This is a genomic window from Massilia sp. GER05, assembly GCF_052056005.1.
Classification (GTDB): domain Bacteria; phylum Pseudomonadota; class Gammaproteobacteria; order Burkholderiales; family Burkholderiaceae_D; genus Telluria; species Telluria orientalis.
Genome location: NZ_CP178858.1, coordinates 1,836,439 through 1,852,656 on the forward strand (window position 1 = coordinate 1,836,439; position 16,218 = coordinate 1,852,656).

General features: G+C 67.3%; 17 protein-coding genes. 13 read left to right on the forward strand and 4 right to left on the reverse strand.

Going from position 1 to position 16,218, the window contains the following annotated elements; genetic code table 11:
- Positions 1–23: 23 nt before the first annotated feature.
- Positions 24–953: a phenylacetic acid degradation operon negative regulatory protein PaaX gene (paaX, locus tag ACL58G_RS08280; protein WP_440966254.1), complete on the reverse strand. Its 930-nt coding sequence runs from the start codon at positions 951–953 to the stop codon at positions 24–26.
- A gap of 102 nt (positions 954–1,055) precedes the next feature.
- Here paaX and paaA point away from each other — a divergent pair, with 102 nt between their 5' ends.
- From paaA to ACL58G_RS08345, 13 genes are all read left to right on the forward strand, one after another.
- On the forward strand, positions 1,056–2,045 hold the full coding sequence (paaA, locus tag ACL58G_RS08285) for a 1,2-phenylacetyl-CoA epoxidase subunit PaaA (protein ID WP_440966256.1): 990 nt from the start codon (positions 1,056–1,058) through the stop codon (positions 2,043–2,045).
- 110 nt (positions 2,046–2,155) lie between these two features.
- The gene (gene paaB, locus ACL58G_RS08290) at positions 2,156–2,440 is read left to right on the forward strand and encodes a 1,2-phenylacetyl-CoA epoxidase subunit PaaB (RefSeq protein WP_056124395.1); all 285 of its coding nucleotides are present in this window, start codon (positions 2,156–2,158) and stop codon (positions 2,438–2,440) included.
- Positions 2,441–2,448: 8 nt separating this feature from the next.
- Positions 2,449–3,204, forward strand: coding sequence for a 1,2-phenylacetyl-CoA epoxidase subunit PaaC (gene paaC / locus ACL58G_RS08295; RefSeq protein ID WP_440966258.1), 756 nt, complete (start codon positions 2,449–2,451; stop codon positions 3,202–3,204).
- Positions 3,204–3,731, forward strand: coding sequence for a 1,2-phenylacetyl-CoA epoxidase subunit PaaD (paaD, locus tag ACL58G_RS08300; protein WP_440966260.1), 528 nt, complete (start codon positions 3,204–3,206; stop codon positions 3,729–3,731). Before paaC ends, paaD begins: the two co-directional genes overlap by 1 nt.
- A gap of 7 nt (positions 3,732–3,738) precedes the next feature.
- Positions 3,739–4,818 (forward strand): 1,2-phenylacetyl-CoA epoxidase subunit PaaE, encoded by a 1,080-nt coding sequence (paaE, locus tag ACL58G_RS08305; protein WP_440966262.1) that lies wholly within the window; start codon positions 3,739–3,741, stop codon positions 4,816–4,818.
- 135 nt (positions 4,819–4,953) lie between these two features.
- Positions 4,954–5,745, forward strand: a complete 792-nt coding sequence (paaG, locus tag ACL58G_RS08310) for a 2-(1,2-epoxy-1,2-dihydrophenyl)acetyl-CoA isomerase PaaG (protein WP_440966264.1) — start codon at positions 4,954–4,956, stop codon at positions 5,743–5,745.
- A 2-nt stretch (positions 5,746–5,747) separates the two neighbouring features.
- On the forward strand, positions 5,748–7,238 hold the full coding sequence (paaH, locus tag ACL58G_RS08315) for a 3-hydroxyacyl-CoA dehydrogenase PaaH (RefSeq protein ID WP_440966266.1): 1,491 nt from the start codon (positions 5,748–5,750) through the stop codon (positions 7,236–7,238).
- Positions 7,228–7,659, forward strand: a complete 432-nt coding sequence (gene paaI / locus ACL58G_RS08320) for a hydroxyphenylacetyl-CoA thioesterase PaaI (RefSeq protein WP_413382044.1) — start codon at positions 7,228–7,230, stop codon at positions 7,657–7,659. Before paaH ends, paaI begins: the two co-directional genes overlap by 11 nt.
- A 15-nt stretch (positions 7,660–7,674) precedes the next feature.
- The gene (gene paaK / locus ACL58G_RS08325) at positions 7,675–8,985 is read left to right on the forward strand and encodes a phenylacetate--CoA ligase PaaK (RefSeq protein ID WP_440966268.1); all 1,311 of its coding nucleotides are present in this window, start codon (positions 7,675–7,677) and stop codon (positions 8,983–8,985) included.
- A 10-nt stretch (positions 8,986–8,995) separates the two neighbouring features.
- Positions 8,996–10,201: a 3-oxoadipyl-CoA thiolase gene (pcaF, locus tag ACL58G_RS08330; protein WP_440966271.1), complete on the forward strand. Its 1,206-nt coding sequence runs from the start codon at positions 8,996–8,998 to the stop codon at positions 10,199–10,201.
- Position 10,202: 1 nt separating this feature from the next.
- Positions 10,203–10,796 (forward strand): phenylacetic acid degradation protein PaaY, encoded by a 594-nt coding sequence (gene paaY / locus ACL58G_RS08335; RefSeq protein WP_413382053.1) that lies wholly within the window; start codon positions 10,203–10,205, stop codon positions 10,794–10,796.
- Between the two features lie 146 nt (positions 10,797–10,942).
- On the forward strand, positions 10,943–12,988 hold the full coding sequence (paaZ, locus tag ACL58G_RS08340) for a phenylacetic acid degradation bifunctional protein PaaZ (protein ID WP_440966272.1): 2,046 nt from the start codon (positions 10,943–10,945) through the stop codon (positions 12,986–12,988).
- 45 nt (positions 12,989–13,033) lie between these two features.
- Positions 13,034–13,627 carry a cupin domain-containing protein gene (locus ACL58G_RS08345; RefSeq protein ID WP_440966274.1) on the forward strand — a complete coding sequence of 198 codons (594 nt, stop codon included), beginning with the start codon at positions 13,034–13,036 and terminating at the stop codon, positions 13,625–13,627.
- Positions 13,628–13,643: 16 nt separating this feature from the next.
- Here the strand turns inward: ACL58G_RS08345 and ACL58G_RS08350 are convergent, their stop codons facing one another.
- The 3 genes from ACL58G_RS08350 to argH form a co-directional block, all read right to left on the reverse strand.
- Positions 13,644–14,315: an HAD-IA family hydrolase gene (locus ACL58G_RS08350; RefSeq protein WP_440966276.1), complete on the reverse strand. Its 672-nt coding sequence runs from the start codon at positions 14,313–14,315 to the stop codon at positions 13,644–13,646.
- A gap of 16 nt (positions 14,316–14,331) precedes the next feature.
- On the reverse strand, positions 14,332–14,571 hold the full coding sequence (locus ACL58G_RS08355) for a hypothetical protein (RefSeq protein ID WP_440966277.1): 240 nt from the start codon (positions 14,569–14,571) through the stop codon (positions 14,332–14,334).
- A 92-nt stretch (positions 14,572–14,663) separates the two neighbouring features.
- Positions 14,664–16,058, reverse strand: coding sequence for an argininosuccinate lyase (gene argH / locus ACL58G_RS08360; RefSeq protein ID WP_440966279.1), 1,395 nt, complete (start codon positions 16,056–16,058; stop codon positions 14,664–14,666).
- Positions 16,059–16,218 lie beyond the last annotated feature (160 nt).

A 16,218-nucleotide genomic window follows, 5' to 3' on the forward strand; every position in this document is an offset into this window, starting at 1 on the left:
CGCCTGCGCGGGGGCGACGTTGCTCAATGCTGCAGTCCGCCGAACCGCTCGGCCAGCCCCGCATCCGCCGCCGGCGCGGCCGCATCCTCGCGCCGCAGCACGTCCATCAGATGCCGTTCGGCCGGTGCCCACACGAGGCGGTAGATCGCCTGCGCCAGCGCATACGCCTCCGACCCCGGCCACGGTTGCGGCAGCAGCGCGAGCGGCAGCATCGGATCGTGCAGCTGGACGCGGCGGTATGCGTGGATCAGCAGGGTACGCACGCTAAAGGCATGCTGCGGACCCGGTTCGGGCTCGCCGCGCAGCAGGTCGAGCAGCGGCGTGAACTGATCGATGAAACGGCGGTAGCCCGCCGCGACGGCAGACAAATTCCACCCTTCGCGCACCAGTTCGGCCAGCGGCCGCGCGCCGACGCCCGGCAGTTCCGTCGCGGCGCAGACGAAGATCTTGCCGCCGCCTTCCACGCGCCGCAACACCTCGGCCACGCCGTCCGGGTCGGCCGCCGGATGCGCCAGCAAGCCCGGCGCCAGCATGGCGAAGCCTTCCCATTCGAGTTCCTTGCGCACGGCCGCGCGCAGGGCGGTGTCGATACTGCCGTTGGGGGCGAGCAGGAGGGTCCAGCGGCCGTCCCAGTCGACGCCGGGCGGCGCGTAGATACGGCGGTTGGCGCGCGCGAAGCGGGGCGCGGCGTCGGGCTGCAGCGCATAGCTGCTGCGCCGGCCTTCGCGGTTCGCGACGAGCCAGCCTTCCTGCACGAGGCGGAACACGCTCGTGCGCACGAGCCGGTCCGTGACGCCGAGCGGCGCCACCAGCTCGATCAGGCTGCCCAGCCACAGGCGGCCGCCATGCGGCGCGATGGCGTCGCCGAAGATCGTCATCACGAGCGATTTGGAGCGTGGCGGGTCGTTCTCGAGGAAGTGGTTGATCCACTCGTGGCTGCTGGGCTGGGTCATGGTGGGCGATTTTACCGCGTCTCAATATGATTCAAAATTTCGCTATACATCGTCATTAGTGTATCGTATTATGAATCGACACAGAACCCAGGGAGACCAGCCATGTATGCCCAGATGGTGGAAACCGGCCTGAAACAAGTCCAGACCCGCGCCGACATGAGCGAGGAAGAGCAGGCGTTCCAGGCGCGCATCGACGCCGGCGTGAAGATCGAAGCCAAGGACTGGATGCCCGAGGCGTACCGCAAGACGCTGATCCGCCAGATTTCCCAGCACGCGCATTCCGAGATCGTCGGCCAGTTGCCGGAGGGTAACTGGGTGACGCGCGCGCCCACGCTGAAGCGCAAATCGATTTTGCTGGCGAAGATCCAGGACGAGGCCGGCCACGGGCTGTATTTGTACAGCGCGGCCGAGACGCTGGGCGTGTCGCGCGACGAACTGCTGGCCGCGCTGCACTCGGGCAAGGCCAAGTACTCGAGCATCTTCAATTACCCGACCCTGACCTGGGCCGACATCGGCGCCATCGGCTGGCTGGTGGACGGCTCCGCGATCATCAACCAGATCCCGCTGTGCCGCTGCTCGTACGGTCCGTATGCCCGCGCGATGATCCGCGTGTGCAAGGAAGAGTCGTTCCACGCGCGCCAGGGCTACGACATCATGATGAAGCTCGCGCAGGGCACCCCCGAGCAGAAGGCGATGGCGCAGGATGCCCTCAATCGCTGGTGGTGGCCTTCCCTGATGATGTTCGGCCCGTCCGACGCGGAATCCGTCAACAGTGCCCAGTCGACCGCCTGGCGCATCAAGCTGTTCTCGAACGACGAGCTGCGCCAGCGTATGGTCGACCAGACCGTGCCCCAGGCCGAGTTCCTCGGTCTCACCATTCCCGATCCCGACCTCAAATGGAACGAGGAACGGGGCCATTACGATTTCGGCGAGATCGACTGGGACGAGTTTTATAACGTCCTCAAGGGCAACGGGCCGTGCAACAAGGACCGGCTGCGCACGCGCGTGAAGGCGTACGAGGATGGCGCATGGTTCCGCGAGGCGCTCGTCGCGCACGCGGACAAGCAGGCCGCAAAGAAGGCCGCCGCATAACAATTCACCTCCGTTATTCCCGCGCACGCGGGAATCCATACTGAGCATCCGAAGCCGATTCAGCATGGATCCCCGCTTCCGCGGGGACGACGGCTCTAATGGAGACAGCAATGAGCAAGGAATGGCCCCTGTGGGAAGTCTTCATCCGCAGCCAGCACGGCCTCGCCCACAAACACGTGGGCAGCCTGCACGCGCCGGATGCCGGGATGGCGATCAACAACGCGCGCGACGTCTACACGCGCCGCAACGAAGGCGTGTCGATCTGGGTGGTGAAGGCCGCCGACATCGTCGCGTCCAGTCCGGCCGACAAGGACGCGCTGTTCGAGCCGTCGAACAGCAAGGTCTACCGCCACCCGACGTTCTTCCCGATGCCGGAAGACGTCAAGAACCTGTGAGCGGCGTCATGGACGCGAACAAGTTCGAATACCTCCTGCGCCAGGGCGACAACGCGCTGATCTTGTCGCAGCAGTTGTCGCAGCTGTGCGGCAAGGGCCCGGCGCTGGAAGAAGACATGGCGCTGACCAACGTCGCCCTCGACCTGCTGGGCCAGACCCGCATGTGGCTCACGTATGCGGGCGAGATCGAAGGCCACGGCCGCGACGAGGACCGCCTCGCCTACCTGCGCGACACCCGCGACTTCCGCAACTGCCTGCTCGTCGAACAGCCGAACGGCGACTACGCGCAGACGCTGACGCGCCAGTTCCTGTTCGATACGTGGCACTACTTCCTGATGCGCGGCCTGTTGTCGTCCAGCGACCGCCGCATCGGAGAGATCGCGGAAAAATCGATCAAGGAAGTGACGTACCACCTGCGCCGCAGCGGCGACCTCGTCGTGCGCCTGGGCGACGGCACGGACGTCAGCCACCGCAAGATGCAGGATGCGCTCGACGAATTGTGGACCTACGCCGGCGAGATGTTCATCTACGACGACGTCGACCAGGCCATGGTCGCGCAGGGCGTCGCGCCGGCCGCGGAACCGCTGCGCGACGCATTCCTGGCCCACGTGGCCGAGGTGCTGATTGAGGCGACGCTGACGATGCCGCCCGTGGATGCCTATGTCCAGCGCGGCGGCAAGCAGGGCCGGCACACGGAGCGCCTCGGCTACATCCTCGCCGAGATGCAGTTCCTGCAGCGCGCCTACCCGGGCGTGGAATGGTGATGACCGCGGCCTCGTCACCGATCACGGCCGGCCAGGTCTGGTCCTGGCTGGGCGAGGTCCCGGATCCGGAGATTCCCGTGATCTCCGTCGTGGACCTGGGCATCGTGCGCGATGTGACGGTGGCCGACGACGGCGAATGCGTCGTCACGATCACCCCGACGTATTCCGGCTGCCCCGCGATGGAAGTCATCGCCGAGGACATCGGCAAGGCCTTGCGTGCACGCGGCGTGGACCGCCTGCGCATCGTCACCCGGTTGTCGCCCGCATGGACGACGGACTGGATGAGCGATGCCGCCAAGGCCGCGCTGAAGGGCTACGGCATCGCGCCGCCGGTGCAGCAGGTGATCGACATCAGCGGCCTGGCGCGCGGCGTGAAGCGCCATGCGATCCAGCAGCCCGACGTGGCCTGCCCGCGCTGCGGCTCGATGCACACCCGTCTCACCAGCCAGTTCGGCTCCACGCCGTGCAAGGCGCTCTACCAGTGCCTCGATTGCCGCGAGCCGTTCGACTACTTCAAATGCCATTGAGGCCCACATGAGCAAGTTCTACCCATTGACCGTGGCGCACGTGAAGCAGGAGACGCGCGACGCGATCGCCGTCACGTTCGACGTCCCGCCGCCGCTGCGCGAGGCCTTCCGCTACCGCCAGGGCCAGCATCTGACAGTGCGCGCGATGATCGACGGCGAGGACGTGCGCCGCTCCTATTCGATCTGCTCGGCCGTGCAGGACGACCGCCTGCGCGTCGCCATCAAGCGCGTGCAAGGCGGCCTGTTCTCGACCTGGGCCAACGAGTGCATCCGGCCCGGCGTCACGCTCGACGTGATGCCGCCGGAAGGCCGCTTCAACCTGCCGCTGGAACCGGACAGCCGCCGCCACTACCTGGCCTTCGCGGCCGGCAGCGGCATCACGCCGATCCTTTCCATCGTCAAGACGACCCTGATCGCCGAGCCGCACAGCCGCTTCACCGTGTTGTACGGGAACCGCGCGTCGTCGTCCGTGATCTTCCGCGACGAGCTGGCCGAGCTGAAGGACCAGTACCTGGAACGCCTGAACCTCGTCTACGTGATGAGCCGCGAGCAGCAGGACATCGAGCTGTTCAACGGCCGCATCACGCAGGACAAATGCCGTCAGCTGTTCCAGCGCTGGCTGCGCGTGGAAGACGTCGACTACGCGTTCATCTGCGGTCCGGAAGACATGATGCATGGCGTGTCCGCCGCGCTGCAGGAAGCGGGCATGCCGAAGGAGCGCATCCGCATCGAGCTGTTCGCCGCCGGCGCCGCGCAAGAGCCGCGCAAGCCGCGCCGCCAGGCAGCGGCCGAAGCGCACCACCTGACCGAAGTCACCGTGATCATGGACGGCAACCATGCCAGTTTCACGATGGACCGCGACAAGGAGTCGCTCCTCGACGCCGGCCTGCGCGCAGGCATCGACATGCGCTACTCGTGCAAGGGCGGCGTGTGCTCGACGTGCCGCTGCAAGGTGCGCGAGGGGCAGGTCGACATGGACGTCAACTACGCGCTGGAAGACTACGAGGTCGCGCGCGGCTTCGTGCTGAGCTGCCAGAGCTTCCCGGTGACGGACAAGATTGTCGTCGATTTCGACGTGGTCGAATAAACACCCCTCCGTCGTTCCCTGCATTGCCGGAAACGACTCCCCGCGAAGGCGGGGACCCATGCTGAATCGGCGTCGGATGCTCAGTATGGATTCCCGCCTGCGCGGGAATGACGGAATTGAGAACGAGGAGACACCATGACCTACGAATCCATCCTGTTCACGATCGGGCAGGGCATCGCCACGCTCACCCTGAACCGCCCCGAACGCCTGAACAGTTTTACCCAGGCGATGCACCTGGAGGTGCGTGACGCGTTGAAGCGCGTGGAGGAAGACAAGACCGTGCGCGTGCTGCTGCTGACGGGCGCCGGCCGTGGCTTCTGCGCCGGCCAGGACCTGAACGACCGCGCCGTGGAGCCGGGCGCGCCGGGCGTCGACCTGGGCGAATCCGTCGAAAAATTCTATGCCCCGCTCGTGCTCACGCTGAAAAGCCTGCCACTGCCCGTGATCTGCGCCGTCAACGGCGTGGCCGCCGGCGCCGGCGCCAACCTGGCGCTCGCGTGCGACATCGTGCTGGCGGCACAGTCGGCATCGTTCATCGAAGCGTTCTGCAAATTGGGCCTGATCCCGGACACGGGCGGCACGTGGGCCTTGCCCCGGCTGCTCGGTCCCGCGCGTGCCATGGGTCTCGCCCTGCTGGGCGACAAGCTGCCGGCCGAGAAGGCCGAACAATGGGGCCTGATCTGGCGCTGCGTGCCGGACGAGTCGCTGATGGACGAGGCGCTGGCACTGGCCCGCCACTTCGCCACGGCGCCGACGAAGGGTCTCGCATTCACGAAGCGGGCGATGCAGGAAAGCTGGGGCAATACGCTGGAACAGCAGCTGCAGCTGGAAGCGGAGATGATGCGCGAACTGGGCTACAGCCACGATTACCGCGAAGGCGTCGCCGCGTTCATCGCCAAGCGCCAGCCCGCGTTCAAGGGGGAGTAAGCATGGCCCAGGCATTGGAGAAAAACAGCGTCGTCGCCGTCGTCGGAAGCGGCGCGATGGGCTCCGGCATCGCCCAGGTGGCGGCCGTCGCCGGGCACACCGTGCAGCTGTTCGATACGCGCCCGGAGGCCGTCGAAAAGGCCATCGCCGGGATCGGCAAGGCCCTCGCGCGGCTCGTCGAAAAAGGCCGCATGGGCGCGGCGGAAGCGGATCTCGCGCGCGAGCGCATCCACGCGATGCGCGCGCTCGATGAAGCGAAGGATGCCGCGCTGGTGGTCGAAGCCGTCGTGGAGGATCTCGACGCCAAGCGTGCGCTGTTCGCCGACCTGGAAGGCATCGTCGGGCCGGACTGCATCCTCGCCACGAACACGTCGTCGATCTCCGTCACGGCCATCGGCGCACAACTGAAACGCCCGGAGCGCCTCGTCGGCATGCACTTCTTCAATCCGGTCCCGCTGATGGCGCTGGTCGAAGTGATCTCCGGTGTCGCCACCGACAAGGCCGCCGCCGATACCGTCCATGCGACGGCCGCCGCCTGGGGCAAGAGCCCTGTGCACGCGAAGTCCACGCCGGGCTTCATCGTCAACCGCGTGGCGCGCCCGTATTATGCGGAGGCGCTGCGCCTGCTGCTGGAACGGGCTGCCGATCCGGCCACGATCGATGCCGTGATGCGCGACTGCGGCGGGTTCCGCATGGGCCCCTTCGAGCTGATGGACCTGATCGGCCACGACGTCAATTATTCGGTCACGCAATCCGTGTTCAACGCCTATTACGGCGACCCGCGCTTCGCGCCGTCCGTCGTGCAGCAGGAGCTGGTGAATGCCGGTTTCCTGGGGCGCAAGACGGGCCGCGGCTTCTACCGCTACGGCGATGACGTGGCGCCGCCGCAGGCACAGGCGGAGCCCGCGCAGCAAGGCGCCGAACACGCAACGCTTGGCGGCGCCGATCCGGTGACCCAAGCCCTGAAAGCGCGCCTGCACGTGGCCGAGGGCCCCGCCACGATCTTCCTGACCGACGGCCGCAGCGCCACGCAGCGTGCGGCGGATGAAGGCCGCCCGGACACGATCCTGTTCGACCTGCTGCTCGACCCGGCCAAGGCCACGCGCATCGCGCTGGCCCGCGCCGACCAGTGCAGCGCCGCCGCGTGGAACGCCGCCGTCGCCCTGTTCCAGCAGGCCGGCTTCACGGTGACGCGCCTCGACGACGTGCCGGGCATGGCCGTGATGCGCACCGTCGCCATGCTGGCCAACGAAGCGCTCGATGCCGTCAACCAGGGCGTGTGCTCGGCGGCGGCCGTCGACATCGCGATGCAGAAGGGCGTGAATTACCCGCGCGGTCCGCTGGCGTGGGCCGATGCGATCGGCCTGCGTCACGTGTTCACCGTGCTGGCCAACCTCGGCGCGACGTATGGCGAGGACCGCTACCGCGTGTCGCCGCTGCTGCGCCGCAAGCTCGCCGCCAACCCCGCCGGAGCGCGCATCCATGCCCAATGATCCGCAAGCGCTGGCCGAACTGGCCGGCAAGACGATGTATGAACGCGATGCGGCCAGCCAGGCGCTGGGCATGACGCTCGACGCCATCCGCCCCGGCTATGCGCGCATGCGCATGCGGGTGCGCGAGGACATGCTGAACGGCCACGGTACCTGCCACGGCGGCTACATCTTCATGCTGGCCGACAGCGCGTTCGCATTCGCGTGCAATTCGCACAATTTGAATACCGTGGGTGCCGGCTGCACGATCGACTACCTCGCGCCTGGTCGCGCGGGCGACGTGCTCGTGGCCGAAGCGGTCGAGCAGGCGCTGGCCGGCAAGACGGGTGTCTACGACGTCGTCGTGACGGACCAGGACGGGCGCAAGGTCGCGCTGTTCCGCGGAAAGTCGCACCGCGTCGCGGGCCACGTCGTGGATATGTAAACGGAGGAGACAACGATGGTGCAACGCATTCCGCAACCGGGCGAGCTGGATCCGATCGAGCGCGCCAGCCGCGCCGAACTGCAGGCCCTGCAACTGGAACGGCTGAAGTGGAGCCTGAGGCACGCCTACGACAACGTGCCGCACTACCGCCGCGCGTTCGACGAGGCGGGCGTGCATCCGGACGACCTGAAAACGCTGGCCGACCTGGCGAAATTCCCGTTCACGGACAAGAAGACGCTGCGCGACAATTATCCGTTCGGCCTGTTCGCCGTGCCGCGCGAGCAGGTCGTGCGCGTGCACGCGTCGTCCGGCACGACGGGCAAGCCGACCGTCGTCGGCTACACGCAGCGTGACATCGACACGTGGGCCGGCGTCGTCGCACGCTCGATCCGCGCGGCGGGCGGGCGGCCCGGCGACATGGTGCACATCGCCTACGGCTATGGCCTGTTCACGGGCGGCCTCGGTGCCCACTACGGCGCCGAGCGTCTCGGCTGCACGGTCGTGCCGATGTCGGGCGGGCAGACGGAAAAGCAGGTCCAGCTGATCCAGGACTTCAAGCCTTCGATCATCATGGTAACGCCGTCGTACATGCTGAACATCGTCGAGGAATTCAAGCGCCAGGGCCTCGATCCGGCCGCGTCGTCGCTCAAGGTCGGCATTTTCGGCGCCGAGCCGTGGACGGACGCCATGCGCCGCGAGATCGAGGAACGTGCCGGCATCGACGCCGTCGACATCTATGGCCTGTCGGAAGTGATGGGTCCCGGTGTCGCCAGCGAATGCATCGAAAGCAAGGATGGCCCCGTGATCTGGGAAGACCATTTTTACCCCGAGATCATCGACCCGGACACGGGCGAGGTGCTGCCGGACGGGGAAGAAGGCGAGCTGGTGTTCACGTCGCTGACGAAGGAAGCGCTGCCGATCATCCGCTACCGCACGCGCGATCTCACGAAACTGCTGCCGCCCACGGCACGCTCGATGCGCCGCATGGGCCGCATCAACGGCCGCTCGGACGACATGCTGATCATCCGCGGCGTAAACGTGTTCCCCAGCCAGGTCGAGGAACAGATCCTGCAGATGCCGGCGCTGGCGCCGCACTACCAGCTCGTCGTCACGCGCGACGGCCACCTCGACGCGCTGGCCGTCCATTGCGAGCTGCGCGAAGAAGGTGCGGACAGCGTGGATGCGCTGGCGCGCGAGCTGCAGCACCGCATCAAGACGTATATCGGCGTGACGACGACCGTCACCCTGCTGCCCGCGCAAGGCATCGAACGCTCGCTGACGGGCAAGGCGCGCCGCGTGGTCGACAAGCGGCCCAAGAACAACTGAGGAGATTTTCATGACTGACGCATTCATCGTCGACGCCATCCGCACCCCGTTCGGCCGCTTCGGCGGCGCCCTGTCCGGCGTGCGTGCGGACGACCTGGCCGCGCTGCCGATCGCCGCGCTCATCGCCCGCAATCCAGGCGTGGACTGGGCGCGGGTCGACGACGTCCTGTACGGCTGCGCGAACGGCGCCGGCGAGGACAACCGCAATGTCGCGCGCATGGCCGCGCTGCTCGCGGGCCTGCCGCCGTCTGTGCCGGGTTCCACGATCAACCGCCTGTGCGGCTCCAGCCTGGATGCCGTCGGCAGCGCCGCGCGCGCGATCCGCGCGGGCGAGGCGAACCTGGTCATTGCCGGTGGCGTGGAAAGCATGACGCGCGCGCCGTTCGTGATGGCCAAGGCGGACAGCGCGTTTTCGCGCACGGCGAAGATCGAGGACACGACGATCGGCTGGCGCTTCGTGAACCCGAAGTTGAAGGCGCAATACGGCATCGACTCGATGCCCGAGACGGCGGAAAACGTGGCGCGCGACTTCGGCATCGCGCGCGGCGACCAGGATGCGTTCGCGCTGCGCAGCCAGCAGCGCTGGGCGGCGGCACAGGCGGCCGGCGTGTTCAACGACGAGATCGTGCCCGTGACCTTGCATGACAAGAAAGGTAATGCGCGTGTATTCGACACGGACGAGCACCCGCGCCCGGAAACGACCCTGGAATCGCTGGCCCGTCTGAAAGGCGTCGTGACGCCGGACGGCACGGTCACGGCGGGCAACGCGTCCGGCGTCAACGACGGCGCCTGTGCCGTGCTGGTGGCATCCGGTGCGGCTATCGATGAATTCGGGCTGACGCCGCGTGCCCGCATCGTCGGCATGACCACGGTGGGCCTGGCGCCGCGCATCATGGGCTTCGGCCCCGCGCCCGCGACGAAGAAACTGCTGGCCATGACGGGCCTGAGCATCGGCCAGATGGATGTGATCGAACTGAACGAAGCGTTCGCGTCGCAGGGCCTGGCCGTGCTGCGCGACCTGGGGCTGCCGGACGACGCGGCGCACGTGAACCCGAACGGCGGCGCGATCGCCATCGGCCATCCGCTGGGCGCATCGGGCGCGCGGCTCGTCACGGCGGCCGTCAACCAGTTGCACCGCACGGGCGGGCGTTATGCGCTGTGCACGATGTGCATTGGTGTGGGTCAAGGCATCGCATTGATCTTGGAACGGGTGTGAGATGGTAAAGGTCTATGAAATCGACGGACTGCGTCCCGTCGTGCACCCGACGGCGTACGTGCACCCGACGGCGGTGCTGATCGGCGACGTGATCGTCGGTCCGCGCTGCTATGTCGGGCCGCTGGCGTCGCTGCGCGGCGACTTCGGGCGGCTGATCCTGGAAGAGGGCGCGAACGTGCAGGACACGTGCGTGATGCATGGCTTTCCGGAAGACGACACGGTCGTCGAAGTGGACGGCCACATCGGCCACGGCGCCGTGCTGCACGGCTGCCGCGTGGGAAGGAACGCGATGGTCGGGATGAATGCGGTCGTGATGGACAAGGCCGTCGTCGGCGCGGAATCCATCGTGGGCGCGGCGGCGTTCGTGAAGGCGGGCATGGCGATCCCGCCGCGTAGCCTCGTGCTGGGCGCGCCGGCGAAGATCGTGCGGGCCGTGTCGGACGAGGAGATCGCGTGGAAGAGCTATGGCACGCGGCAGTACCACGATTTGAACGTGCGGTCGATGCGCACGATGCGGGAAGTCGAGGCGCTGACGGAAGTGGAACCGGACCGGCAACGTATCGTGTTCGACGAGCCGCACAAGCCGAAAAAGTAGCCGCGTCGACGCACGCAGACTTGGGCCCCTGCCTGCGCAGGGGCGACGGTTTGAGGCCAATGCCAAATGATACGTCGTCCCCGCGCAGGCGGGGATCCAATTTACGTACCGAAGTCGCATAACGAGATGAAGTGAGGAGACAAGACATGACCCCCACCCTGCAAAGCCTGATCGCCGGCCGCTGGCTCGGCACCGAAGCGCACCAGCCGCTGCACAGCGCCCTGGACAACCAGCTGATCTACCACACGCACGCCGACAGTATCGACTTCGGCGAAGCCGTCACGTATGCCCGCAAGACGGGCGTGCAGGCGCTGATGAAGATGGACTTCCAGAAGCGCGCCCAGCGTCTGAAAGCCCTGGCGACGTACCTGATGGAGCGGAAGGAAGAGCTGTACGAGATCTCGCACCTGACCGGCGCCACGCGGCCCGACAGCTGGGTCGACGTCGAAGGCGGTATCGGCACGCTGTTCGCCTACGCCAGCATCGGCGGGCGCGAGCTGCCGTCGTCGAACGTGCTGCACGAAGGGCCGGCCATGGCGCTCGGCAAGCGCGGCGGCTTCGCGGGCACGCACATCCTCGTGCCGCGCGGCGGCGTCGCCGTCCACATCAACGCTTTCAATTTCCCGATCTGGGGCCTGCTGGAGAAATTCGCGCCGAGCTTCCTCGCCGCGATGCCCTGCATCGCCAAGCCGGCCACCGCCACCAGCTATCTCACGCATGCGGTGGTCAAGATGATGATGGAGTCGGAACTGCTGCCGGAGGGCTGCCTGCAGCTCGTCATCGGTTCGACGGGCGACCTGCTGGACCGCCTGAACGGCTTCGATGCCGTGACGTTCACCGGGTCCGCCGACACGGCTGCCAGGCTGCGCGGCAACGCGAACCTGATCCGCGAATCCGTGCCGTTCACGGCGGAGGCGGATTCGCTGAACGCCGCCATCCTCGCGCCGGACGTCACGCCCGACGACGAGGAACTGGACCTGTTCGTCAAGGAAGTGGCGCGCGAGATGACGGGCAAGGCGGGCCAGAAGTGCACGGCGATCCGCCGCGTGATCGTGCCCGAGCACCTGGCGGACGTCGTCGGCGAGCGCCTGCGCGCGCGCCTCGCGAAGATCGTCGTCGGCAATCCGAAGGTCGAGGGCGTGCGCATGGGGGCATTGGCGTCGCTGGACCAGCAGCGCGACGTCAGCGAGCGCGTCGAGATGCTTGCGCGCGGCAACGAGGTGCTGTTCAGCGCCCGCGACGGTTTCAATCCCGTCGGCGAAGGCGTTGCCGCCGGCGCGTTCTTCGCGCCCACCTTGCTGCTGTGCCGCAACGGCATGACCAGCGACGCCGTGCACGACATCGAGGCGTTCGGCCCCGTCAGCACGATGATGACCTACCGCGACATCGACGAAGCGCTGGCGCTGGCCGCGCGCGGCAAGGGCAGCCTCGTGACCACGCTGGTGACGAAGGACCCGGCCATCGCGGCGCATGCGGTGCCCGTCGCGGCGGCGTCGCACGGCCGCGTGCACATCCTCGACCGCGTCGCGGCCGTGGACTCCACGGGCCACGGCTCGCCGTTGCCGATGCTCAAGCATGGCGGGCCGGGCCGCGCTGGCGGTGGCGAGGAACTCGGCGGTATCCGCGCGGTCAAACACTTCCTGCAGCGGGCGGCGGTGCAAGGTTCACCGACGATGCTGGCGGCCGTCACGGGCGAATACGTGCGCGGCGCGGCAGTCAAGGAATCGGAGGTGCACCCGTTCCGGCGCTATTTCGAAGACCTGGAGATCGGCCACTCGCTGCTGACGCACCGCCGGACGGTCAGCGAGGCGGACATCGTCAACTTCGGCGGCGTCTCGGGCGATTATTTCTACATGCACTTCGACGAGATCGCGGCCAAGGACACGCAGTTCGGCAAGCGCATCGCGCACGGCTACTTCGTGCTGTCGGCGGCGGCGGGCCTGTTCGTGTCGCCGGCGCCCGGCCCCGTGCTGGCGAACTATGGCCTGGACAACCTGCGCTTCGTGGCGCCGGTGGCGATCGGCGACACGATCCGCGCGCGCCTCACCTGCAAGCGCAAGGTCGACCGCAACCGCACGGACGACCAGGGGCGCGGGCAGGGCGTGGTGGCGTGGGACGTCCAGGTGACGAATCAGAACGACGAACTCGTCGCAAGTTACGATATCCTGACGCTGGTGCAAAAACGCGGCTGAGGAAGGGCCAAGGCCGCGCGCAAACCTGATAAGGAGTGATGATCCATGTCGCGGCTAGACCTGAGCAGTATTCCCGTGCTGACCGGTACCGGGTATCCCGATCCCTTTGCCGAAGCCGTCAACGGCCGCAGCAAGCAGGCGCTGGGCGATGCCGGCGGCCTGACGCAGTTTGGCGTCAACCTCGTCGAACTGTTGCCCGGCGCCGCCTCGTCGCAGCGCCACTGGCACAGCCACGAGGACGAATTCGTGATGGTCGTCTCCGGCGAGCTGACGCTCGTCACGGACGAAGGCGAGACCCTGATGCGCGCGGGCGATTGCGCGGCCTTCCCGGCCGGGCGGCCGAACGGCCACCAGCTCATCAACCGGGGTTGGGGCAATGCGCTGTTCCTGTGCGTGGGCTCGCGCATTCCAGAGGACCGGGCCCAGTATCCGGACATCGACCTCGTGTACGACGGCAAGACCGACAGCTATTCCCACCGCGATGGCACGCCGTATCCCAAGCGTGACACGCGCACGTCGGCCATGCCGGCTGCGGCGCAAGGCGCAGCTATCGAAACGGACGAAAAGACGCTGGACCCGCGGGTGTTCCGGGCCGACCACGGGGAGCAGGCCGGCATTGCGCCGGACGAGCCCCGCTAGCGGGGCCTCGTCGCCGTCAAGTCCGGCGCTGCACGCGCAGCAGGCCGTCGGCCGTCGTCACGGCGCGCAGATCCGCATAGTCGAGGACTGCGGTGACATCCGTGTCGAGCGGGTGCGCATGGGTGACCGTCACGACGATGCTGTCCATGCCGGCGGCGGCGGCCGAACGCAGGCCGGCCAGCGTGTCTTCGAACACGAGGCAGTCTTCCGGCTTCACGCCCAGCTTGCGCGCGCCCAGCAGGAAAGGATCGGGCGCGGGCTTGCCCCGTTCGACGTCCTCGGCGGCCACCAGCACGGCCGGCAACGGCAGGCCGGCCGCGGCGATGCGCGCTTCGGCCAGCGCCCGCGGCGCGGACGTGACGATGGCCCAGCGCCCGGCCGGCAGGCTGGCGATGAAGTCGGCGCAGCCCGCGATGGCTTCGATGCCCGTCACGTCCTCGATCTCGGCCATGGTGATGCGCGCAGCTTCCGCCACCGGGTCGACGCCGGGCAGTTCCAGCGCGCGGATGGTTTCCTCGGTGCGCTTGCCGTGGATGGTGGGCAGGAAGGCGGCAACGTCGAGCCCGTGGCTGGCGGCCCAGTCGCCCCAGACCCGCTCGGCGGCCTTGATGGAAGTGAGGATGGTGCCGTCCATGTCGAACAGGAAGGCGGAAAAATCGCGTTGGGGCAGGGCTGGCGTTGCAGTCATGGATCTTTCTTGTAGGTTACTGTCGGCGCGAATGGATCTTGCGGGCGTAGCGGTCGTGGACGTGCTGGCTGATGAAGCTCGACAGCCCGCGGCCGGCCCTGGCCAGGTCCTGCATCCGCGCGATGTTGGTGGCGCCGGCGCTGTCTTCCGTGTAGAGATAGCGGTCGCCGTTCCTGAACTGGACGATGATCTGGCCGGCGTCGATGTCGTAGGCGACGACGCCGGATTCGCGGTTCTGGTTGCCGTAGCGTTGCATGCTGCCCTCCCAACATGTTGGGTGGGCACCCCGTGCCCACGCGTGACGCCAACATAACGCAAACGTCACGCGTGGGCCGAGGGCCGCCCACTCTACGCCAATTGTGCCCGGACACGGGCAACGGCCGCGCGCACCTGGTTCGGCGCCGTGCCGCCCACGTGGTCGCGCGCCGCGACGGAGCCTTCCAGGGTCAGCACGGCGAACACGTCCTGCTCGATCAGCGGCGAGAACTCGCGCAGGCGCTCCAGCGACATCTCCGACAGGTCGCAGTTGGCGTCGTCGCACGCGCGCACGGCATGCGCCACGGCTTCGTGGGCGTCGCGGAACGGCAGGCCCTTCTTGACGAGGTAGTCGGCCAGGTCGGTCGCCGTCGCATAGCCCTGCAGGGCGGCCGCGCGCATGTTGTCGGGCTTGACCGTGATGCCGGATGCCATGTCGGTGAAGATGCGCAGGGTGTCCAGCACGGTGTCGACGGTGTCAAACAGCGGTTCCTTGTCTTCCTGGTTGTCCTTGTTGTACGCGAGCGGCTGGCCCTTCATCAGGGTCAGCAGGCCCATCAGGTGACCGTAGACGCGGCCCGTCTTGCCGCGCGCCAGTTCCGGCACGTCCGGGTTCTTTTTCTGCGGCATGATCGACGAGCCGGTGCAGAAGCGGTCGGCGATGTCGATGAAGCCGATGCGCGGGCTCATCCACGTCACCAGCTCTTCCGACATGCGCGAGATGTGCATCATCAAGACCGATGCGGCTGCCGTGAACTCGATGGCGAAATCGCGATCAGACACAGCGTCGAGCGAATTGTGGCAGACGTCTTCGAAACCGAGGGTCTTGGCCACGCGCAGGCGGTCGATTGGGAAGGTGGTGCCCGCCAGGGCGGCGGCACCCAGCGGCAGGCGGTTCACGCGGCGGCGCGTGTCGGCCATGCGCTCGGCGTCGCGGCCGAACATTTCCACATAGGCGAGCAGGTGGTGGCCGAAGGTCACCGGCTGCGCCACCTGCAGGTGCGTGAAGCCCGGCATGATGGTGTCCGCGTTGCGTTCCGCCAGGTCGGTCAGGGCGCCGCGCAGGCCTTTCAGCAGGGCGAGGATGTCGTCGATGGCGGCGCGCATGTACAGGCGGATGTCGGTCGCCACCTGGTCGTTGCGGGAACGGCCCGTATGCAGACGCTTGCCGGCATCGCCGACCAGTTCCGTCAGGCGTTTTTCGATGTTCAGGTGCACGTCTTCCAGGTCGAGCAGCCACTCGAACTGGCCGGCTTCGATTTCGCCACGGATCTGCGCCATGCCGCGCTCGATCTCGGCGCGGTCTGCGGCACTGATGATGCCCTGGGCAGCCAGCATCTCGGCGTGGGCGAGCGAACCCTGGATGTCGAACAGGGCCAGGCGCTTGTCGAAGAAGACGGACGCGGTGTAGCGCTTGACGAGGTCGGAGACGGGTTCGGAGAAGCGGGCCGACCAGGCTTCCGCTTTTTTGGCAAATTGATCAGTCATGATGGGAGACGGGTGACGGGATGTTCTTGGATTTCCTGATTATAAACTGTGCAGACTTACGCCCGGCGATTGCGCCCCGGTGACTTGCATCCGCAATTGTCCGATGATGTCGTTGTGCTTGGCACCCATGACATAACGACGGGATACGGACATGGCGGCA